Genomic DNA, 19,062 nt, shown 5'->3' with positions numbered 1-19,062 from the left:
ATTGGATGCTCCAAAAAAAAATACGGTGGGCCGCGATATGCGGATTGCACCCGGATGCCCTGCACGCAAGGCGACCGGCTGAAATCAGGCCTTTGAAATGAGCTTCGTAGCCAGACTGATAACGAAGCCGAGAAACCACCACGTGACGACCGATCCGGCGCCGAAGACATAGGCAGCCAAAATGACCTCCGGGGTCAGACCAAGCGCCGCAAAATCCTCGACACGCGAGAACGACAGGAACGCCTGTTGATCCGCCGGACACGGCAGCGTCTGGACGTTGCAGACGATGAAATTCATGGCTATTCATCGCCCCAAATCAGATCGCCGCACTCAGGGCAGACCAACACACCAGTAGCGTCTGCCGTTTCGGAATCACTCACGAAATCATCAACATTGCCCTTATGGCCACAGTGCGGGCACTCTTGTTCGTCATCCATGTTTTCCATCCTTTCTGTTTAGTTTTACTAAACACTCTGAGCAAAAAAAAAGACCGGGAACGAATCGAGAACTACATTCGGTCCACCACACGTTTTGAAACCCTCAAAACGACACCGGCCGGTGGAGCTGGGTCAGGTCTATGACCTGAGCCCGATGCCAGGGCTCTGCATGGTCCTCGATCAACTGCGCACAGTCTTCAAGGTCCACGACAGGGCAGGCTTCACGCAAGGACATGACCCATTCAGGCTGTCCGTCATCCATAGACGGCGCCAGGAATGCCCCCGTAGTGCCGGATTGGATGACGTAGGCCATCACGCTGCTTTCTTGGCCTGTTCCAGGGGCACGATTTCCACGAGAGTCATCTTGGTGGAGTCCTGCGCTCCCGCCACCATTTCGAACGTAGCCTTGGCCTTGATTGGCAGGCTGTTAGACAGGTGAGCCCACTTGTCGTATTCCTTGGCATCACCGAACTTGAACGGGCGGGTTGCACGGCCCATGCTTCGACCTGCACTGTTCTCGGCCAGGTCCACTTCGCAGTGGAACGTGGTGGAGCTGAATGCCCGACCCTCCATGGTGCCTTCGCTTTCCTTGATGCCGTATACGACAACTTCACTCTGAAATTTCATGATGGTTTCCTTTGGTCTTCTGTTGAGGGCTATGCCATGGCGTGACCAGCGCCGGCACCCTTGGTGACTCGTTTAAAAGCCTTTGCATAAGCGCAGGCGATTTCCTGTTTTCCAAACCGCTGCAGACGGCCAGGAGCCTTTTTGTGCATGACGATTTCGAGGAATTCATCGATGCCCAAGTGCTCAAAAGCCAAGGCGATGCTGGGCGCAGCAACGTCAATTTGCCAACGCACATTGCGGACGACTTCGGCTTCGATGGTTTCCGCAGCCAAACGGGGGTTGCATGGCACATGGACCGGGAACGAAACGGCTTCGGCTTCGGCCAATATCGCGGCATGCCAATCACTGGCGCACGCGAAAAAATCGGCAGGACGGCGCAGCATGTTGCTGTTCAAGATGCGGGCTTTGTTGCCCCACCGCAGCTCGGCGCGCATCCAGCAGGATTCATCCTTGTCGCCAAAAAGCTGGTGGCCTTTTTCGTACACATTGGTTTGCTTTCCAACTTCCTTGGAACCAACGTAGAAAGACCGTGCTTTGCCGTTGCACCAGTCGCCAACCATGTTGCACTTGAGGCGCCGACCGCCTGAGTCCATCAAACCCGCTTCATAGTCGGCCTTGACGCGATCCATACCGCCACGAATGCCATCGAAAAAATCGAGAGCAAGATCGCACCGAGTGATGACACCTGCAACGTCATCAATCAGATTCGCCATGTGATCGCGCCAACCAGATTGGGCGAACGTGCAAGCAGAGCCATACACGTTGACGTGCATGGTTTTGGCCTGGGCTTGCTGGCGAGGACTGTCGCCCGATGCCAAATAGCCGACCCAACCCACCTCGACGTCGTTGCGCTCGATGGACCAGCGACGACCATAGAAGTCATGACCCTTGCGGACCTCAGGGGCGACCATGTAGTCGGGGCCGAGGGTTTCACAGACACGCTGAGCCAACTCCATGGCTTGAGCAGCAGGGGAAAAATCCGCATCCTTGCACTGGGCCAGGAGCTTGCGCAGGCGCATCAAACGCACACCGCGCTGATCGCGCTCCATGCCGCTGACTGGCTCGGCTTCGTCGTCCGCCGAAGGCGTGGGGAACAGGATTTCAGGACCGGGCAAGGGAGCGTTGCGCAGCAAGACCGTGAAGCGCACCCAGTCCACATGCACAGGGACGCCAGTGGCCAAACGTTCAGCCTGCAAACGAACCTTGACCTGATTGCCATCGAGGACCAAGGCACACGTTTGGGCATGCTTGTTCAGAACCGACTTCGCGGGGCGGGTCATGCTGTCACTCCAGGCGTGGGCTCTGCCACTTTTTTGTTATCCCCGTGATTACCATCGGGGAGGGCTTGCGCCCCTGCCGCCTGCGCGGACTCCTCCCCCGCCAGCGGGGCCCCCTCCGCGCCGAGCGCAGCCGAGCAAACACCGTGGCAAGCAGGGACAAAGGCAGGGCGAATCTCTAGCACTATGACGCGGGGCACGGGTTGCACGCAGGTCAACATGGGCATGCTGCCCATACCCTGCCCCGTCAAGCTCGCTTCGCTCGACGCGCTAGTCGCGCTTTGACGGGTCCCCAGGTTGTCTCCAGGACGGGTGCAGGCGGGGGTTCTGAAAGATTCGCGCCGCGCATCGAAAGCAGACAAAAACCAATAGGCAGGGAGCAGGCCCACGACCGCGCCAAAGGCAACGACGACGGCAAACTTGAAAACGTTCATGGAACCCCCGCGCCGTCCCAGGTGGCCCAGGAAATGATGTGGATGGCCGTATGGCGCATCAATTCATCAAGGCGATCAAGTTGCGCCTGATTGTTGAGGGTGCGCCGCTGCTTACGCAGCCGATCGTGAATACTGTGCAACTGCACCAGATAGCGGGCGTTGTCGCTCATGACAGCACACACGCATAAGGCAGTCGAACCAACACATCACGACCATCAGCAAAACGCACGCGCTGATACTCGCCACGCCCTTCCCACCGCAAGGGACGAAGCAAAAAATCATCACGCTCGTGCTCATCAGTCAAGATGCACCAAAACGGGTGAGACTCAGCAATGCCAGCAGCAATGCCAGCAGCAATGGCATCCCAAGCCTCATCAAATGCCGATAAGCTCATTGCAGCACCCCGTTTTTCCGGGCGCCGTAGAGGCCGACCTGCTTCCAATTGCGATTGCACTCAGCAAACCGGACCATCGACTGCAGCAACTCGTTCACGCTGCAATCCAACGTTGCAGCCGTCTCCCGGAGCTTTGCGATGATTTCAGGACGGTCGGTGTAGTCGATCCGTGCCTTTTCGGCGCGGTATGCAGCCTTGCGGGCCGCAGCATCAGCGTGCTTTGCTGGGCGGCCCTTGCGCTTTTCGTTCCCGGCAACGGATTGAATGCCACCCTCTCCGCCAACCTGAGCGACCAGGGCTGCAGATGCACCTGCACAGACGGGAGGGCAGCAATCGTTAGCCGCGTCAAACGCGGCAAATTCCGGAAAATTCAACTGAAAGTTTGCGCCGCTCATATCAGCACCAGTGACGGCATACATAGCCGTCCGCGTAGACAGTCGCCCAAGGACTGCCAACAGACCCAGAGACGTAAGCCGAATGGCCACCACTTGGCATGTCACGCGGCGCATCCATACCACCGCAGGCCCATTCGGGCATCAGGTAACAGTCATAGGCGTCATCACGCAGACCGCCAGCAGGACGATGCGCCTCCCAAGGGCCAGAAAACGGCATGCACTCCCCACTGCTGCTGCTGAACTGAGCTACCAATTCAGCATCCGTGCTGGGATCAAGCACCGGAACAGCAGGGGGAGTGCTAGGGACGACAGCCTGCGCGGCTGCGAATTCGGAAAAAGAAACTTGGCAAGGTGACATGGGTAGCTCCATGGGTGTAAAGTGGCCCAGGTATTAACTACATCTGACAACGCAATTTCTACCTGATGTGTGTATTTTCTCTCTAAATGTAATACAAATCAAACGGAGTATTTCTATGAATGCGATGCAATCGATAGTTGGAATCTATAAAGCGAAGCGCGGCATGCGCTTCGACAAAGAGGTAGCAGAAGCGCTAGGAATGAAAGAGCAAACGCTCAACAACTACATGAAAGGACGTAGCAAACTGCCAGACATGGCGATAGCGCAAATTGCAGAAGGGGCACACCTTGACGCAATGCAAGTGATCGCAGCCACGAACCTCACATGCATCAAAACACCAGAAGAGGAACGCCAGTTTTGGGCCAAAAAACTAGCGTCCTACACCGGGCAAATCTTGTAGCCGGCGGCGCACAGCACGGACGGCAGGCGCGCGTCCTGCAGCGTGCCGATCAGCTCGCCCTGCGCCATGAAGATCTCGGGCGCGATCACCGAGGCCAGCGCGGCCAGCGGCGCGTACTTGAGGCCGCGCTTGAGCCAGCCCGGCAGGGGCAGTTCGCGCTCGGGGATCATGAAGAACGCGCGCGACACCACCGTGATGGCGGCCAGCCCCAGGATGGCGATGGTGGGTTCGACCCAGGACCAGCTCATGGGTGGCGCTCCTCGCGCAGCGGCACCACGTCGCCGTCCTGCACGTGCTTTTTCTCCTCGGGCGGCAGCGCGCTCTCGGCCGGCACCAGCAGCACCTCGGGCTTTCGCAGGTGGCGGTCCACCGTCTCGATGATGAGGCCCACGGCCACGGCCGCCGCGATCGCCACCAGGATGTTCAGCTTGAGCGGCAGCGCGAACGCCGCGATGGCCGCCGTCATGGCCACGCCCGTGGCCAGCCAGGTGGCGCGGTCGAACAGCATGGACAGCATCACGCCCAGCAGCGCCAGGACGCCCGCGAAGCCCAGGCCCCACGACAGCGGCACCACGTTGGCCAGCAAAATGCCCGTGATCGACGGCACCTGCCAGGACAGCCAGTTGATCGACGCGGCGCCCCAGAAGTACGGCACCTGCTCGGGATGTGGCGTGGGCTGGGGGTAGCGCTTCATGAACGCGACGAAGATCACGTCGCCGCTGAAATACCCCACCGCCAAGCGCCGGCGCAGCGGCAGGTGCGCGAAGTAGCTGCGCCATAGGCTGCTGAAGATGACGAAGCGCAGGTTCACGCACGAGGCCGTGAGCCACACCACCCACAGCGGCGCGCCGACGGCCATCAGCGGGATCACCGTGAGCTGCGCGCTGCCCGCGTACACCGCGAGCGACATGAAGATCGCCATCGGCACCGACATGCCGCTCTTGACCATGGACACGCCGGTCACCAGCCCCCAGGCGCCCACCCCTACGCTGGTGCCGAACATGTCCAGCACGCCCTGGCGGTAGGCGGGATGCCGGACGAGCGCGCCCAGTCCCCGGGTGCTCATTCCCGCGCCCCGGCCGGCGCGCCGCCCCCCAGCACCATGCCGGGCGCGAGCGCGAAGCCGCGCAGGAAGTCGGCCACCGGCAGGCGCTTGCCGCCCGCGCGCTGCAGCGTGGTCAGGCGCAGCGCGCCGTGGCCGCAGGCCACCGTCACGCCGGCATCGTTCACGGACAGAATCTGCCCGCAAGGCATGGAATCCGCCGGCATCGTGCTATCAATTTCGTAGCTCCACACCTTGATCGCTTCGCCGTCCAGCGTGGTCGATGCGCCGGGAAACGGGTCGAAGGCGCGGATGCGCCGGCCGATCGCCTCGGCGGGCAGGGCCCAGTCGATGGCGCTCTCGGCCTTCTCGATCTTGTGCGCGTAGGTCACGCCCTCGGCGGGCTGGGGCGTGGCGGCCAGGCCGCCGCGGGCGGCGAGCTGCAGCGCTTGGACGACCATGCGGCCGCCCAGGTCGGCCAGCCGGTCGTGCAGCGTGGCCGTCGTGTCGTGCGGGCCGATGGCGGTCTTTTCGATGAGCAGCATGTCGCCCGTGTCCAGGCCGGCATCCATCTGCATGATGGTCACGCCCGTCTCGGCATCGCCCGCCTCGATCGCGCGGTGGATGGGCGCGGCGCCGCGCCAGCGCGGCAGCAGGCTGGCGTGGATGTTCAGGCAACCCAGTCCGCGGGCCCCCACGCTCCCCGCTGCGCGTGGTTCGCTGCCCCCCGAGGGGGCCTTCGCGCCTTCGGGCGGCCGGGCGGCGCTCATCCCGTCCAGCACCCACTGCGGCAGGATCAGCCCGTAGGCGGCCACCACCATGGCATCGGCCCCGGCGGCGACCAGCGCATCGCGCGCGGCGGCGGCGTCCTCGGGGTATTTGCCGTCCAGGCGCAGACTGCGCGGCTGCGCCACGGCGATGCCGTGCTCCAGCGCGCACTGCTTGACGGGCGAGGCCTGCAGCTTCATGCCCCGGCCGGCGGGGCGGTCGGGCTGGGTCAGGACGAGGGGAACGGTGAAGCCGGCGTCCAGCAGGCGCTGGAGGGCGACGCGGGCGAAGTCGGGCGTGCCGGCAAAGACGATCTTCATGAAGGCGGTCGCGGCGTCAGAATCCCAGCAGATCGCGGGGATCGGGCTCGTCCGTGAACATCACATTCACCACCACGCCGCGCGGGTCGATGTGCACATGGCCGAAGCGCCGGGTGCCCAGGTCGTCGCGGAAGCGGTAGGTCCAGATGTCGCCGTCGAAGCGCGCCACCTGCTCCACGCGCATCGGCGGGCCGAAGGTGCGGCGCACGTCGTCCACCGTCCAGCCGGCCGGGATGCCGGCCAGGTTGTTGAAGGTCAGCACCTGGTCCGTTCGCACGAGCCGGCCGCCGGCATCGAAGTCCATGTGGTACACCTGCCGGCCCGCGGGCTGGGTGGTGTACAGCAGCCGCTCGCCGCCACCGGGCAACGGCGTGACGGACACCGGCGGGCCCAGGTTCTGCAGCACCTCGGCGCGCGAGGCGCCGGGCTTGACGAAGTCGGGCGACGCGCACGCGGTGAGCACGGCCGCCAAGCCGATGGCGGCCATGCCGCGCGCCAGGGAGGAAAAGGAAAGGGAGCGCCAGGCGATCATGATCGTGCCTCACGTTGCTGCTTGAGCATCTTGGTCTTGATGCGGTTGCGTTTGAGGGGAGAGAGGTACTCGACGAACACCTTGCCCAGCAGGTGGTCCATCTCGTGCTGGATGCACACCGCCAGCAGGCCCTCGGCCTCGACCACGCGGGACTGGCCCTGGGCGTCCAGCGCCCGCACGTGGACCGCGGTGGAGCGCGCCACGCCGTCGTAGATGCCGGGGACCGACAGGCAGCCTTCCTCGCCCACGGTCTTTTCCTCGCTGGCCCAGAGGATCTCGGGATTGATGAAGACCTGGGGCTGGTCGTGGTCCTCGGAGACGTCGATGACCACAATGCGCTCGTGCACGTCCACCTGCGTGGCCGCCAGGCCGATGCCGTTGGCGTCGTACATCGTGGCGGCCATGTCGTCCAGCAGGGCGCGCACGCGGTCGTCCACGGCCTGGACCGGCTTGGCCACCGTGTGCAGGCGGGGATCGGGGTAACAGAGAATAGGAAGAATGGCCATGGCGAACCCGGAAAGATGTCGCTATTTTCGCCACTTTTGACGGGGACGGCCGCCGGCCGCCGCAATAATCGTTGCCCAATCAAGGGCTTGGGCTGAGAATCCGAGAAGATTTGTAACGTATCAACCGGCGGGTTTTGTAACCGACAAACACGCGCTGGCGCCAGCGAGGGGCGTTTCGCAATGCATGACAAGAGGAACAACATGACGGCATCCACAGGCTTGCGGCCCACGGCGCTGGGAGCGCTGGCTTTTCTGGCCGCAGCCCTGCTGACCGGCCCCGCGCATGCCCAGAACTACCCTGTCACCACCGATCAGCGGGCCACCGCCCAGCAGGTGGCCTCCCGGGGCGTGCCGATGTCGGAACTGGCCGCCAACGCGCCGGACACCTATGTGGTCAAGCGCGGCGACACCCTCTGGGGCATCTCGGGCATGTACCTGCAGCGCGCCTGGCGCTGGCCCGAACTCTGGGGCATGAACCTGCAGGCCATCCCCAATCCGCACCTCATCTTCCCCGGCCAGACGCTGTACCTGGAAAAGGTGGACGGCTATGCCCGCCTGCGCACCAGCCCGTCGGGCCAGGTGCCCAATGACACGGTGCGCGTCTCGCCCCGCACCCGCACCGACAGCCTGGCAGGCACCGCGCTGCCCACCCTGCAGCCCCATCTGATCGAGCCCTTCCTCGTCGAGCCGCTGGTGGTGGACGAACTCACGCTGCAGCAGGCCCCGCGCATCGTCGCCACGGTCGATGAACGCGTGCTCATGGCCAGCGGCGACCGGGCCTACGTGCGCGGCGCCACCGGCAATCCGCTGCGCCTGGGGCCCGGCGTGCCGCGCCAGTACCGCATGTTCCGCAACGCCATCCCCATGAAGGACCCCGAGTCCGGCGAGATCCTGGGCTACGAAGCCCAGTACGTCGGCAAGGCCGAACTGGTGCGCGGCGAGACCACCGAGGAAACGCGCGATCCCAAGGGCGAAGTCACGCTCGACGTGGTGCCCGCCACCGTGGACCTGAGCAGCGCCAAGGAAGAAATGCGCGCCGGCGACCGCCTGCTGCCCGCCCCCGCCCGCGGCTACGCCAGCTACACGCCGCGTGCGCCGCAGGCCCCGGTGGATGCGCGCGTCGTGTCGCTGTACGGCAGTTCGGCCGTGGCCTACGCCGCGCAGAACCAGGTGATCGCCATCAACCGCGGCACCCGCGACGGCATCGAGGCCGGCCATGTCCTCACCCTGCTCACCAAGGGCGAGCGCATCAAGGACAAGACCGACGAGAACAAGGCCATGATCAAGCTGCCGAGCGAGGCCAACGGCGTGGGCATGGTGTTCCGCACTTTCGATCGCGTCTCCTACGTGCTGCTGCTGCAGGTGCAGCAGGGCGTGCGGGTCGGCGACCGCCTCGTCAATCCGCAGTAAGCCCTGCGGCCCTCTCCAGGGGCGCCTTGGCGGGCGCCCCTTGGCCTCGGGATGCCTGCTTTGACCTCCATGGATCGGGACGAATTGGCCGCCTGGCTGCGGCTGGCGCTCACGCCCGGCGTCGGCAATGGGGCCGCGCGCCGGCTGCTGGCCGCGTTCGGCCTGCCGCAGAACGTGTTCACCGCATCGCCAGCGGCGCTGCGGGCCTGTGCCACGCCCGCCCAGGCGCGGGCCCTCGGCACCGTGCCGCCCACACTTGAGGCGCTGGTCGAGACCACCTGGCAGTGGCTGAACGGTGCGGCGCCGGGCCAGCCCGCCCGCCAGATCGTCACGCTGGGCGATCCGGCCTATCCGCCGGGCCTGCTGGCCACCGAAGACCCGCCCCTCATGCTCTACCTCCTGGGGGCACCGCGGTTCCTGGTGCAGACGACACCCTGGACGACCGAGCGCTGCATCGCCATCGTGGGCAGCCGCAATCCCACGGCACAGGGCGCCGACCATGCACGGCAGTTCGCGCAGGCGCTGCGCAGCGCCCGTTTGTGCATCGTCTCCGGCTTGGCGCTGGGCGTGGATGCCGCGGCGCACGAAGGGGCGCTGGACGGCGGGGTGGACGGTGCCGACGATCTGCCCGCGACCCTCGCGGTGGTGGGCACCGGGCTGGACCGCGTCTACCCGCGCAAGAACCTGGACCTCGCCCACCGCATCGCGCAAAACGGCGTGCTGGTGAGCGAATACCCGCTGGGCACGCCGCCGCTGGCAGGCAATTTCCCCAAGCGCAACCGCATCATCGCGGGGCTGTCGCAAGGCACGCTGGTGGTGGAGGCGGCGCTGGCCTCGGGCTCGCTGATCACTGCCCGGCTGGCCGCCGAGCAGGGGCGGGAGGTGTTCGCCATTCCCGGCTCCATCCATGCGCCGCAGTCACGGGGCTGCCATGCGCTGATCCGGCAAGGGGCCAAACTGGTCGAGTCCGCGCAGGACGTGCTGGAAGAATTGCGCTTGGCGCCCTCCGAGGCACCGCGGGCCGCGCCCGCATCGCAGGCGCCCTTGCCGCGCAGCGAGGGAGATGGCGATGATGACATCAGCGAGGCGTTGCCGGTGGGAGAACACGCGGCACTGCTGCAGGCGCTGGGGTTCGACCCGACCGGCCTCGATGCGCTGGTGGCGCGCACCGGCATGGATGCCGCGTCGCTGCAGGTCGCCTTGCTCGAACTGGAACTGGACGGGCAGGTGGCCCGCCTGCCCGGCGGGCTCTTTCAGCGCATGGGGCGGGCCTGAGGCGGGGCGCACGGCATCGCAGCGCCGCCCCATCCATCAGCCGCCTCGGCCCATCAAATGCCCAGCATCAGCTTCAGGTTCTGCACCGCCGCGCCGCTGGCACCCTTGCCGAGATTGTCCAGGCGGGCCACCAGCACCGCGTGGCGGTAGTTTTCATTGGCGAACACGCGCAGTTCGAGCTGGTTGGTGTCGTTGAGCGCCAGGGCGTCGAGCTTGCCGTCGTCCGTTGGCGGCAGCACCTTGACCCACTGGTCCGGCGTGTTGCTCTTGGCGTAGTGCGCGACCAGGGCGTCGTGCAGGTCGGCTGCCTTGGGCGCGCCGGGCAGCAGGTCCAGGTGCAGCGGCAACTGCACCAGCATGCCTTGCTGGAAGTTGCCCACGGCCGGCAAGAAGATCGGCCGGCGGGTCAGGCCGGTGTACTTCATGATCTCGGGCAGGTGCTTGTGCGACAGGCCCAGGGCATACAGCTCGAAGGCTGGGGCGGCGTTTTGCTCGTATGCCTCGATCATCGTGCGGCCTCCGCCCGAGTAACCGCTCACCGAAGGCAGAGCCAGCGGGAAATCGACCGGCATCAGGCCGGTCTCCACCAGCGGGCGCAGCAGCGCGATCGCGCCGGTGGCATAGCACCCGGGGTTGGCCACCCGCGTGGCCGATGCCACGGCATCGCTCTGGCCCGCGGCCAGTTCGGGAAAGCCGAACACCCAGCCCGCCACCGTGCGGTGCGCCGTGCTGGCGTCGATCACCTTGATGCGGCGGCCGCCGGCCTTCTCGATCTCGTCCACCATGGCCACGGTCTCGCGGGCGGCATCGTCGTGCAGGCACAGGATCACCAGGTCCACGCCGGCGATCAGTTCGCGCTTGGCGGCCGGGTCCTTGCGCCGCTCGGGCGCGATGCTGACCACCTGCACCTGCGGCATCGCCTGCAGGCGCTCGCGGATCTGCAGGCCCGTGGTGCCGGCTTCGCCGTCGATGAAGACTTTGGACATGGAATGCTCCTGCAAAAGATGGCCTTGGCGGCCCGCCGTGGTACGTGACATCCGCAAGGGATGGTGCATCGCAGCATGATACAGTCGCCGGTTGCCATGTCACCCGCCCGCGGCCAGACATCTGCTCATGGCAAACGGGTTACCAACATCCTTCCCTGAGAGAGACCTCATGAAGATTCACGAATACCAAGGCAAGGAAATCTTGCGCAATTTTGGTGTGCCCGTTCCGCGCGGCATCCCTGCTTTCACGGTGCAGGAAGCCGTGGAGGCTGCCCAGAAGCTCGGCGGCCCCGTGTGGGTGGTCAAGGCCCAGATCCACGCCGGTGGCCGTGGCAAGGGCGGCGGCGTGAAGGTCGCCAAGACCATCGACGATGTCAAGCGCATCTCGGGCGAAATCCTGGGCATGCAGCTCAAGACGCACCAGACCGGCCCCGAAGGCCAGAAGGTCCGCCGCCTGTACATCGAAGACGGCGCCGACATCAAGAACGAACTGTATGTCTCGCTGGTGACCGACCGCGGCACGCAGAAGGTGGCCTTGATCGCTTCCAGCGAAGGCGGCATGGACATCGAGGAAGTGGCGCACTCCACGCCCGAGAAGATCATCACCGAGATGATCGATCCCCTGACCGGCATCACCGCCGAGCAGAGCAAGAAGGTGGCTGCAGCCATCGGCCTGACCGGCGCTTCCATCGACCAGGCCGTGGACATCTTCGCCAAGATCTACAAGTGCTACATGGAGACGGACGCTTCGCTGGTGGAAATCAACCCGCTGAACTGCGATTCCAAGGGCAACCTGATGGCGCTGGACGCCAAGTTCAACTTCGACGCCAACGCGCTGTTCCGCCATCCTGAAATCGTGGCCTACCGCGATCTGGACGAAGAAGATCCGGCCGAAGTGGAAGCCTCCAAGTTCGACCTGGCCTACATCAGCCTGGACGGCAACATCGGCTGCCTGGTGAACGGTGCCGGCCTGGCCATGGCCACCATGGACACCATCAAGCTGTTCGGCGGCGAGCCGGCCAACTTCCTGGACGTGGGCGGCGGTGCCACCCCCGAGAAGGTCACCGAAGCCTTCAAGATCATGCTGAAGAACCCCAAGGTCGAAGGCATTCTGGTCAACATCTTCGGCGGCATCATGAAGTGCGACACCATCGCCACCGGCGTCATCACCGCCTGCAAGGCCGTGAACCTGAACGTGCCGCTGGTCGTGCGCATGAAGGGCACCAACGAAGAGCTGGGCAAGAAGATGCTGGCCGAATCCGGCCTGCCCATCATCGCCGCAGACACCATGGCCGAAGCTGCGACCAAGATCGTTGCTGCCGTCAAGTAAGCCCGGAGAACACACATGTCGATCTACATCAACAAAGACACCAAGGTCATCACCCAGGGCATCACGGGCAAGACCGGCCAGTTCCACACGGAAAAGTGCCAGGAATACGCGAACGGCAAGAACGCCTTCGTGGCGGGCGTGAACCCGAAGAAGGCCGGCGAGTCGATCTTCAACATTCCGATCTACGCCTCCGTCAAGGAAGCCGCATCGCAGACCGGCGCCACCGTGTCGGTGATCTACGTGCCGCCCGCAGGCGCCGCCGCTGCCATCTGGGAAGCCGTGGAAGCCGATCTGGACCTGGCCATCTGCATCACCGAAGGCATTCCGGTGCGCGACATGCTCGAAGTGCGCAACAAGATGAAGGCCAAGGAAGCCGCCGGCGGCAAGAAGACGCTGCTGCTGGGCCCCAACTGCCCCGGCCTGATCACGCCTGACGAAATCAAGATCGGCATCATGCCCGGCCACATCCACCGCAAGGGCCGCATCGGCGTGGTGAGCCGTTCCGGCACGCTGACGTACGAAGCCGTGGCCATGCTGACGGAAGTGGGTCTGGGCCAGTCGAGCGCCGTGGGCATTGGTGGCGACCCCATCAACGGCCTCAAGCACATCGACGTGATGAAGGCTTTCAACGACGATCCCGACACCGATGCCGTCATCATGATCGGCGAAATCGGTGGCCCGGACGAAGCGGAAGCCGCCCAATGGTGCAAGGCCAACATGAAGAAGCCGATCGTGGGCTTCATCGCCGGCGTGACCGCCCCTCCCGGCAAGCGCATGGGCCACGCGGGCGCGCTGATCTCCGGCGGTGCCGACACGGCCGATGCCAAGCTCGCCATCATGGAAGAGTCGGGTTTCATCATCACCCGTAATCCTTCCGAGCTCGGCAAGCTGCTCAAGGCGCAGCTGAAGTAATCCGTAAGCAAAACTACGGACGAAAGGGGTTTGCAGCCCCGATAAACTGCGCTCTCCCATAAAAGAAGAGGCGCCCGAAACCCTGGTTTCGGGCGCCTCTTTCATTCATAACACGGAGATACCTCGCATGGAATTCCTGCACACGGCCGACTTCTGGATCGGCCTCGTCAAGATCGTCTGGATCAACATCATCCTGTCCGGCGACAACGCCGTGGTCATCGCACTGGCCGCGCGCTCGCTTCCCCCGCACCAGCAGAAGAAAGCCATTTTCTGGGGCTCCGGCGCCGCCGTGGTGCTGCGCATCGTGCTGACCGTGGTGGCCGCCAAGCTGCTCGAGCTGTCGTTCCTGCAGATCATCGGCGGCTGCCTGCTGCTGTGGATCGGCCTGCAGCTGATGACCGACAGCGACGAGGACGGCGAAGGCTCCCAGTCCGGCGGCGGGCTCATGGCGGCCGTCCGCACCATCCTGATCGCCGACCTGGTGATGAGCCTGGACAACGTGATCGCCGTGGCCGCCGCGGCCCACGGCAACATGGTCCTGTTGATCCTCGGCCTGGCCATCAGCATTCCGCTCGTCATTTTTGGCAGCACGCTCATGATCAAGCTCATGGAGCGCTTTCCCATCATCGTCCTGTTCGGCGCTGGCCTGATCGGCTGGGTGGGTGGCGAAACCATCGCCAGCGATGCATCGCTGCACGATGTCGTCCTGGCCCATCCTTCCTTGCACTATGTGGCAGCCGCTCTGGGCGCCCTGTTCGTGGTGGGCGCCGGGAAATTCCTGCAGTCACGGGCGCAGCAAAACTCGGCGGCGGCCGGTTGATGCGGTTGTGCCCCCGTTAGCCTGATGAAAACTTGGGGTCGGCCGACCCCGAGGCCCTCTCGGCGGCGGGTCCGTCGTCTATGATGCGGAACGCGACGCAACAGGGCACGACATGGGGGATTTTCAAAAAACTGCAACAGGGACTGCGCACACCGCTGGCGCAGCTTTGCTTCTCCCTGCGCCGGGTGAAGCATGACCTTGGGAATCAAGCTGAACTATCAGTTTTGCGCCCGCACCGACCAAGGCCGGGTGCGCTCGAACAATGAAGACGCCGTGATCGCGGACGCCAGCGCGCAGCTGGCGGTGCTCGCCGATGGCATGGGCGGGTACAACGCGGGCGAAATCGCAAGCGGCATGGCCACCAGCCTCATTCACGACGAAATGACCCAGTGGCTGGCGCAAGCCGGCCCCCGTGCCGCGTCGACGGAAGTGCGCCGAGCGCTGGAAGACTGCGTGGAGCGCACCAACCACGCCATCTTCGATGCGTCGCTCTCCCATCCGCAGTATTCGGGGATGGGTACCACGGTGGTGGTCGGCGTTTTTCTGGGCGATCGCCTGATCCTCGGGCACATCGGCGATTCACGGTGCTATTGCCTGCGCGGCGGCGTGCTCAGGCAGATCACGCGCGACCACTCCTGGCTTCAGGAACAGGTGGATGCCGGCATCCTCACGCCCCAGGAAGCGGCGATATCGGGCCAGCGCAACCTGGTCACCCGGGCCCTTGGCGTGGAAAGTGCTGTACTGGTCGAAATCAATGAGTTTCCCGTGGAGCCGCAGGATCTGTTCGTGATGTGCTCGGATGGCTTGACCGACATGGTCGAAGACGATCAGATTCAAGCGCTGGCCCTGGTACAGGAACCCCTGGAGGATAAAGCCGCCCATCTGATCGAAGCCGCCAATGCCCGGGGCGGCCGCGACAACATCAGCGTGCTGCTGGTGCAGGCGGGATCCATTGAGAGGAAGCGCGGCTTGATGTCGCGATTTTTGCGTGCCGATTGAAGTTGAATCAGCCACCTGGCCGACCATCGCAATGAAAGAATGAGGAATTGATCATGCCGAAAATGATCGTGTCGATCGACGGAGTCGTCATCAAGGAAGTCCAATTGACGAAGGAGCGTACGACCCTCGGCCGCCGCCCCTATAACGACATCGTCATCGACAACCTGGCCGTCAGTGGCGAACACGCCGTGCTCCATGTCTCGCCCGACGAGGTGGAGATCGAGGACCTCGGCAGCACCAACGGCACCTACGTGAATGGACAGCCCGTCAAGCGCCAGCCGCTGCGCAACGGGGACACGGTGGAAGTGGGCAAGTACAAGATCCGCTTCATGCAGGAAAACGAGGGCGAAAACTTCGAAAAGACCATGGTGTTCAAGCCCGGCATGGTGCCGCCGCGGCCATTGACCTCCCGTTCCGCCCCGCTGTCCGCCGCCGGGTCGACTCCTGCTCCGGTCTTGAGCGCGTCGATCCGGGTCTGCTCAGGGGCGGCTGCAGGGCGCGAGGTGGCGCTGGTCAAGGTGGTGACCACCATCGGCAAGCCGGGTGTGGCGGTTGCGTCGATCACCAAGCGGCACCATGGATTTGTGCTGTCGCACGTGGAAGGCGCGCAGCGGCCTCAATTGAATGGGGCCGTGATGGCCGATGAGCCGGTACTGCTGAAGAGCGGGGACCGCTTGGCGCTGGCAGGGACGGAGATGGAGTTCGTACAGGGCTGATCGATTGGTTGGTATCAGTCGGCTTGAGATGCGCCGAGATTCGTAACTCACGCATCTGCTTGTGACAGGGGTGGTGGACAAATTTGTCACAAGTGCCAGGGATGGAGCGATTCAGATGGGGTTACCTGCTTTGTTCCCCTGAGGTTTCTCTGTTTTGGCGGATGGGCCGCGTTGGCATGGAACCTGCTGAGTTGATGGCGGACCTGGAGAATTCTTCTGCAGGTTTTTATTTGCAATCGACCTCCTAGGAGAGATTTATGAAGCGCAATCTGCAAAAGGGTTTCACCCTGATTGAATTGATGATCGTGGTGGCGATTATCGGTATTCTGGCTGCTGTGGCCCTGCCGGCCTACAAGGACTACACCATCAAGGCACGTGCTGCTGAAGTGGTGTTGGCTGCTTCGCAATGCCGCACGACCATCAGCGAAGCCGTGCAAACGATGCGTTCTGACTTTGTTCCTTCGACGACCAATGCTTGGGGTTGCGAAGCGAATACCGCCAACGCCGCTGGTTCTGGCCCGACCAAAATGGTCCAGAGCATCACGACCACGGCCGATGGCGTGATCACGGTGACGCCTAACTTCACCGCTCTTGGTATCACCACGAACGCGCCTACCGGTACCTTGACCCTGACCCCTTACCTCAACAGCACTACGGCCTTGGTTCCCTCGACCAATGCTACGCACCGCGGCGTGCAGATTTCTGAATGGCGCTGCACCTCCTCGGGCGACATGGCGAAGTACGCGCCTGGCTCGTGCAAGTAATCAACGAATTGATTCGATGAGAAACCTCCCTTCGGGGAGGTTTTTCTTTTTACGTGATGTCTTCCTTGAAGTCGCTGCGGGTGATTTTGGGGCATGCGGGCCTGTTACTGGCCTGGATTGCCCCCGATCAAGTTCCTCCCTGGACCACCTACCACCATGAGTTCTTCATGGTGGTCGGAATATTTCTTTTGATGCCGTGGAAGCATCTGCTGGTATTTCCGCCGCGCATTGCGATACTTATGCTCCTCTGGGTGATCTGCATTCTTCTGCAGGCCCCGATGCATGGCTTGTCGCGGGACGACATGGCTGCAGGGCTACTCTTCGCTGTACTTTTTGGAATGGCCGCTCAACAGGGCGCGCAGGCTGCTTCCACAAGTCTCCACCATGACCTGACCTACTCGGTCCGCTCATGGTGTCTGGTCATTCTCGTTGCGGCTGTGATCAGTGCGGTGATTGGTCTGGCGCAATGGTCCGGTGCCAACCTGGGCCTCTGGATGCTGGAAAGCGGGGGCCGCGCCTATGCCAACTTCGGGCAGCCCAACCATTTGGCGACGTTGCTGGTCATGGCTATTGCTGTCTTGGTCTATCTGGACGGTCGAGGTTCCGTGAACCGTATGGTGCTGGTAGGGATAGCGCTTTTGCTGTGCTGCGCGTTGGCAGTGTCGGAGTCCCGTACGGGTGCCCTTAGCCTGGCTCTCCTGTGCTTGCTGCTGATAGTTTTTGGCCGGCGCGCAGGGCTTTCAAAAACCCTTTGGTGGTTGCTGCCCTGTTTTCTCGTGTTCCTGCTCGTCTACATCCATCTGGACCGTATTGCGCCCTGGTTTGGCGGGACGGCACTGAGAACGGGGATAGGGTTGAATCCCACCGGGCGCTTGGAAATTTGGAAGCAGATGCTGTGGTCGCTTCAGCAGGAACCTTGGCTAGGTTTTGGCTGGCTGCGTTTGGGCGCGAGCCATTTTGCGGCTGCTTCTGTTTTTTCGTCGATCTTGAATATCGACCATGCCCATAACCTCCTGCTGGATCTGCTGCTGTGGTTCGGCATACCGCTCGGAGGATTGCTGATCGTTGCTGGTGGAGTCTGGTGCGCACGAACGGCAGTGGATGCGCTGGGCAAGAAAATCAGCGCGAATTCTCTGTGCTGTGTGGCAATCATTTTGCCCATCGCGGTGCACAGCATGCTGGAGTATCCATACGCCTATCTCTATTTTTCTCTGGCGGTAGGTTTCTTCGCTGGCGCACTGGAAGCGGAAATTGGCTGGGCAAAAGAGTTTTCAACGAGTGCCAAAAGAATCTACCAAGGAATGGTTTTGGCTGTCCTGGCGGTTTGCGGATTCATCGCCGTGGAGTATCAAAAAATTGAAGAAGATTACCGGGCATTGCGCGTGGAAAATCAATTCATCACCAGTGCCGAACAACGCCATACATACCATTCGCCTCCCAAGTTGTTGACTCAATATGGCGAACTTATTGCAAGCCAGCGCAATGACGCCCAGGCCTCTGATGCGGGCAAATCCCCGGAGTTGGCACGCCGGCTGTCAGAGCGGTTTCCATGGCTTTCCACCCACCTTCACTATTACCTTGCCTTGGTCCGAAAGGACCGCTGCCAGGAAGCGGCGGAGCAATGGAAGGTCTATCAAGTAATGTTTGGGCGGTTCGGTGTCTTCAAGGCAGAAGAGCAGATCGAAAAATGGTCCCTGCAGGCGGCCTGCCCTTTAAGCCGCGCTGGGGCACTGACACCTTGACCCCTGCGGGCGCGGGACTCAGCGGAATGGAGAGGCGGGCGCGAAGAAACTGCCTGACTTCCCGCCGCGCTTTTCCAGTAGGCGGACGCCCCCGATGACCATATCCTTGTCTGCCGCTTTGCACATGTCGTAGATGGTCAGGAGCGCCACCTGGACGGCAGTGAGGGCCTCCATCTCCACTCCGGTTGCGCCCACTGTCTCTACTGTCGCCGTGCACAGCACGGCGCTTTCATTAGTGCGCAGCTCGAATTCCAGCGCAACGCGTGTGAGGGCCAGCGGATGGCACAGCGGGATCAGATCGCTGGTCTTCTTGGCGGCCATGATGCCGGCGATCCGCGCCACGCCTAGAACGTCCCCTTTCTTGGTGGACGTGGACCCGATGAGCGCGAGCGTTTCCGCCTGCATCTCGATGCGGCCGGTGGCGACGGCAACGCGGTGCGTGGCCGGCTTGGCGCCCACATCGACCATGTGGGCCTGTCCCAGGGCGTCGAAATGGGTCAGGCTGGAGGGAGTGGGGGTGTCGCTCATACAAGTACTGGGGATTGCACGCGGGTCATTCGCTGGCAGGGAACATTCGGGGGCCAGGGCATCATACGGTCATGTGTAGCGGCCAGGGCC

25 protein-coding genes are annotated in these 19,062 nt (G+C 63.2%); 10 read left to right on the top strand and 15 right to left on the bottom strand.

Annotated features, from left to right (window positions below):
* Window positions 1-84: 84 nt before the first annotated feature.
* The 8 genes from AVMA1855_RS02815 to AVMA1855_RS02780 all read right to left on the bottom strand — a co-directional run bounded on the left by AVMA1855_RS02815 (window position 85) and on the right by AVMA1855_RS02780 (window position 3,588).
* Window positions 85-297, bottom strand: coding sequence for a hypothetical protein (locus tag AVMA1855_RS02815; RefSeq protein ID WP_284424513.1), 213 nt, complete (start codon window positions 295-297; stop codon window positions 85-87).
* A 2-nt stretch (window positions 298-299) separates the two neighbouring features.
* Entirely contained in the window at window positions 300-437 is a 138-nt protein-coding gene (locus AVMA1855_RS02810) for a DUF8106 domain-containing protein (RefSeq protein ID WP_284424512.1), read from the bottom strand.
* 103 nt (window positions 438-540) lie between these two features.
* On the bottom strand, window positions 541-750 hold the full coding sequence (locus AVMA1855_RS02805; protein WP_284424511.1) for a hypothetical protein: 210 nt from the start codon (window positions 748-750) through the stop codon (window positions 541-543).
* Complete coding sequence (locus AVMA1855_RS02800; protein WP_284424510.1) at window positions 750-1,064, bottom strand: hypothetical protein; 315 nt, start codon at window positions 1,062-1,064, stop codon at window positions 750-752. Before AVMA1855_RS02800 ends, AVMA1855_RS02805 begins: the two co-directional genes overlap by 1 nt.
* 29 nt (window positions 1,065-1,093) lie before the next feature.
* Entirely contained in the window at window positions 1,094-2,344 is a 1,251-nt protein-coding gene (locus tag AVMA1855_RS02795; RefSeq protein WP_284424509.1) for a replication initiation factor domain-containing protein, read from the bottom strand.
* A 427-nt stretch (window positions 2,345-2,771) separates the two neighbouring features.
* Window positions 2,772-2,945 (bottom strand): hypothetical protein, encoded by a 174-nt coding sequence (locus AVMA1855_RS02790; RefSeq protein ID WP_284407705.1) that lies wholly within the window; start codon window positions 2,943-2,945, stop codon window positions 2,772-2,774.
* A complete protein-coding gene (locus AVMA1855_RS02785) occupies window positions 2,942-3,169 on the bottom strand; it encodes a hypothetical protein (RefSeq protein WP_284424508.1) in 228 nt (75 codons plus the stop codon). Before AVMA1855_RS02785 ends, AVMA1855_RS02790 begins: the two co-directional genes overlap by 4 nt.
* Window positions 3,166-3,588 carry a hypothetical protein gene (locus tag AVMA1855_RS02780; RefSeq protein ID WP_284424507.1) on the bottom strand — a complete coding sequence of 141 codons (423 nt, stop codon included), beginning with the start codon at window positions 3,586-3,588 and terminating at the stop codon, window positions 3,166-3,168. Before AVMA1855_RS02780 ends, AVMA1855_RS02785 begins: the two co-directional genes overlap by 4 nt.
* Window positions 3,589-4,037: 449 nt before the next feature.
* Here AVMA1855_RS02780 and AVMA1855_RS02775 point away from each other — a divergent pair, with 449 nt between their 5' ends.
* Window positions 4,038-4,322: a helix-turn-helix domain-containing protein gene (locus AVMA1855_RS02775; RefSeq protein ID WP_284424506.1), complete on the top strand. Its 285-nt coding sequence runs from the start codon at window positions 4,038-4,040 to the stop codon at window positions 4,320-4,322.
* Here AVMA1855_RS02775 and AVMA1855_RS02770 read toward each other — a convergent pair.
* Genes AVMA1855_RS02770 through def form a run of 5 tightly spaced genes read right to left on the bottom strand, consistent with a single transcriptional unit; the run spans window position 4,301 to window position 7,490 of the window.
* Window positions 4,301-4,570 (bottom strand): AzlD domain-containing protein, encoded by a 270-nt coding sequence (locus AVMA1855_RS02770; protein WP_284424505.1) that lies wholly within the window; start codon window positions 4,568-4,570, stop codon window positions 4,301-4,303. The genes AVMA1855_RS02775 and AVMA1855_RS02770 overlap by 22 nt on opposite strands.
* Window positions 4,567-5,388: an AzlC family ABC transporter permease gene (locus AVMA1855_RS02765; RefSeq protein ID WP_284424504.1), complete on the bottom strand. Its 822-nt coding sequence runs from the start codon at window positions 5,386-5,388 to the stop codon at window positions 4,567-4,569. The genes AVMA1855_RS02770 and AVMA1855_RS02765 overlap by 4 nt, the downstream gene beginning before the upstream one ends.
* Window positions 5,385-6,452 (bottom strand): methionyl-tRNA formyltransferase, encoded by a 1,068-nt coding sequence (locus AVMA1855_RS02760; protein WP_284424503.1) that lies wholly within the window; start codon window positions 6,450-6,452, stop codon window positions 5,385-5,387. The genes AVMA1855_RS02765 and AVMA1855_RS02760 overlap by 4 nt, the downstream gene beginning before the upstream one ends.
* A 16-nt stretch (window positions 6,453-6,468) precedes the next feature.
* On the bottom strand, window positions 6,469-6,984 hold the full coding sequence (locus AVMA1855_RS02755) for a hypothetical protein (protein ID WP_284424502.1): 516 nt from the start codon (window positions 6,982-6,984) through the stop codon (window positions 6,469-6,471).
* Window positions 6,981-7,490, bottom strand: a complete 510-nt coding sequence (gene def / locus AVMA1855_RS02750; protein WP_272566510.1) for a peptide deformylase — start codon at window positions 7,488-7,490, stop codon at window positions 6,981-6,983. Before def ends, AVMA1855_RS02755 begins: the two co-directional genes overlap by 4 nt.
* A gap of 201 nt (window positions 7,491-7,691) precedes the next feature.
* Between def and AVMA1855_RS02745 the strand changes: the two genes are divergently transcribed.
* Window positions 7,692-8,900, top strand: coding sequence for a LysM peptidoglycan-binding domain-containing protein (locus AVMA1855_RS02745; protein WP_284424501.1), 1,209 nt, complete (start codon window positions 7,692-7,694; stop codon window positions 8,898-8,900).
* Window positions 8,901-8,969: 69 nt separating this feature from the next.
* Window positions 8,970-10,175: a DNA-processing protein DprA gene (gene dprA, locus AVMA1855_RS02740; RefSeq protein WP_284424572.1), complete on the top strand. Its 1,206-nt coding sequence runs from the start codon at window positions 8,970-8,972 to the stop codon at window positions 10,173-10,175.
* A gap of 53 nt (window positions 10,176-10,228) precedes the next feature.
* Here dprA and argC read toward each other — a convergent pair whose 3' ends face one another.
* Window positions 10,229-11,161 carry an N-acetyl-gamma-glutamyl-phosphate reductase gene (gene argC, locus AVMA1855_RS02735; RefSeq protein WP_284424500.1) on the bottom strand — a complete coding sequence of 311 codons (933 nt, stop codon included), beginning with the start codon at window positions 11,159-11,161 and terminating at the stop codon, window positions 10,229-10,231.
* Window positions 11,162-11,330: 169 nt separating this feature from the next.
* Between argC and sucC the strand changes: the two genes are divergently transcribed.
* From sucC to AVMA1855_RS02700, 7 genes are all read left to right on the top strand, one after another.
* Entirely contained in the window at window positions 11,331-12,491 is a 1,161-nt protein-coding gene (gene sucC, locus AVMA1855_RS02730; protein ID WP_272566514.1) for an ADP-forming succinate--CoA ligase subunit beta, read from the top strand.
* Window positions 12,492-12,506: 15 nt separating this feature from the next.
* Complete coding sequence (gene sucD, locus AVMA1855_RS02725) at window positions 12,507-13,403, top strand: succinate--CoA ligase subunit alpha (RefSeq protein ID WP_092742583.1); 897 nt, start codon at window positions 12,507-12,509, stop codon at window positions 13,401-13,403.
* A 127-nt stretch (window positions 13,404-13,530) separates the two neighbouring features.
* Window positions 13,531-14,223, top strand: a complete 693-nt coding sequence (locus AVMA1855_RS02720; protein ID WP_284409780.1) for a TerC family protein — start codon at window positions 13,531-13,533, stop codon at window positions 14,221-14,223.
* A 192-nt stretch (window positions 14,224-14,415) separates the two neighbouring features.
* Window positions 14,416-15,222 (top strand): Stp1/IreP family PP2C-type Ser/Thr phosphatase, encoded by an 807-nt coding sequence (locus AVMA1855_RS02715; protein WP_284400620.1) that lies wholly within the window; start codon window positions 14,416-14,418, stop codon window positions 15,220-15,222.
* 53 nt (window positions 15,223-15,275) lie between these two features.
* Window positions 15,276-15,938: an FHA domain-containing protein gene (locus AVMA1855_RS02710; protein WP_284424499.1), complete on the top strand. Its 663-nt coding sequence runs from the start codon at window positions 15,276-15,278 to the stop codon at window positions 15,936-15,938.
* A 257-nt stretch (window positions 15,939-16,195) separates the two neighbouring features.
* A complete protein-coding gene (locus AVMA1855_RS02705) occupies window positions 16,196-16,702 on the top strand; it encodes a pilin (protein WP_284424498.1) in 507 nt (168 codons plus the stop codon).
* A gap of 56 nt (window positions 16,703-16,758) precedes the next feature.
* Window positions 16,759-18,444: a PglL family O-oligosaccharyltransferase gene (locus AVMA1855_RS02700; RefSeq protein ID WP_284424497.1), complete on the top strand. Its 1,686-nt coding sequence runs from the start codon at window positions 16,759-16,761 to the stop codon at window positions 18,442-18,444.
* Window positions 18,445-18,462: 18 nt separating this feature from the next.
* On the opposite strand, the gene moaC is transcribed toward AVMA1855_RS02700, so the two are convergent.
* The gene (gene moaC, locus AVMA1855_RS02695; RefSeq protein WP_284424496.1) at window positions 18,463-18,972 is read right to left on the bottom strand and encodes a cyclic pyranopterin monophosphate synthase MoaC; all 510 of its coding nucleotides are present in this window, start codon (window positions 18,970-18,972) and stop codon (window positions 18,463-18,465) included.
* Window positions 18,973-19,062: the final 90 nt, after the last annotated feature.

The sequence above is a fragment of the Acidovorax sp. SUPP1855 genome (assembly GCF_030158955.1).
Taxonomy (GTDB): Bacteria; Pseudomonadota; Gammaproteobacteria; order Burkholderiales; family Burkholderiaceae_C; genus Paracidovorax.
The sequence above is the reverse complement of the archived record's forward strand: the minus strand, read 5'-3'. Positions and strand labels throughout refer to the sequence as shown.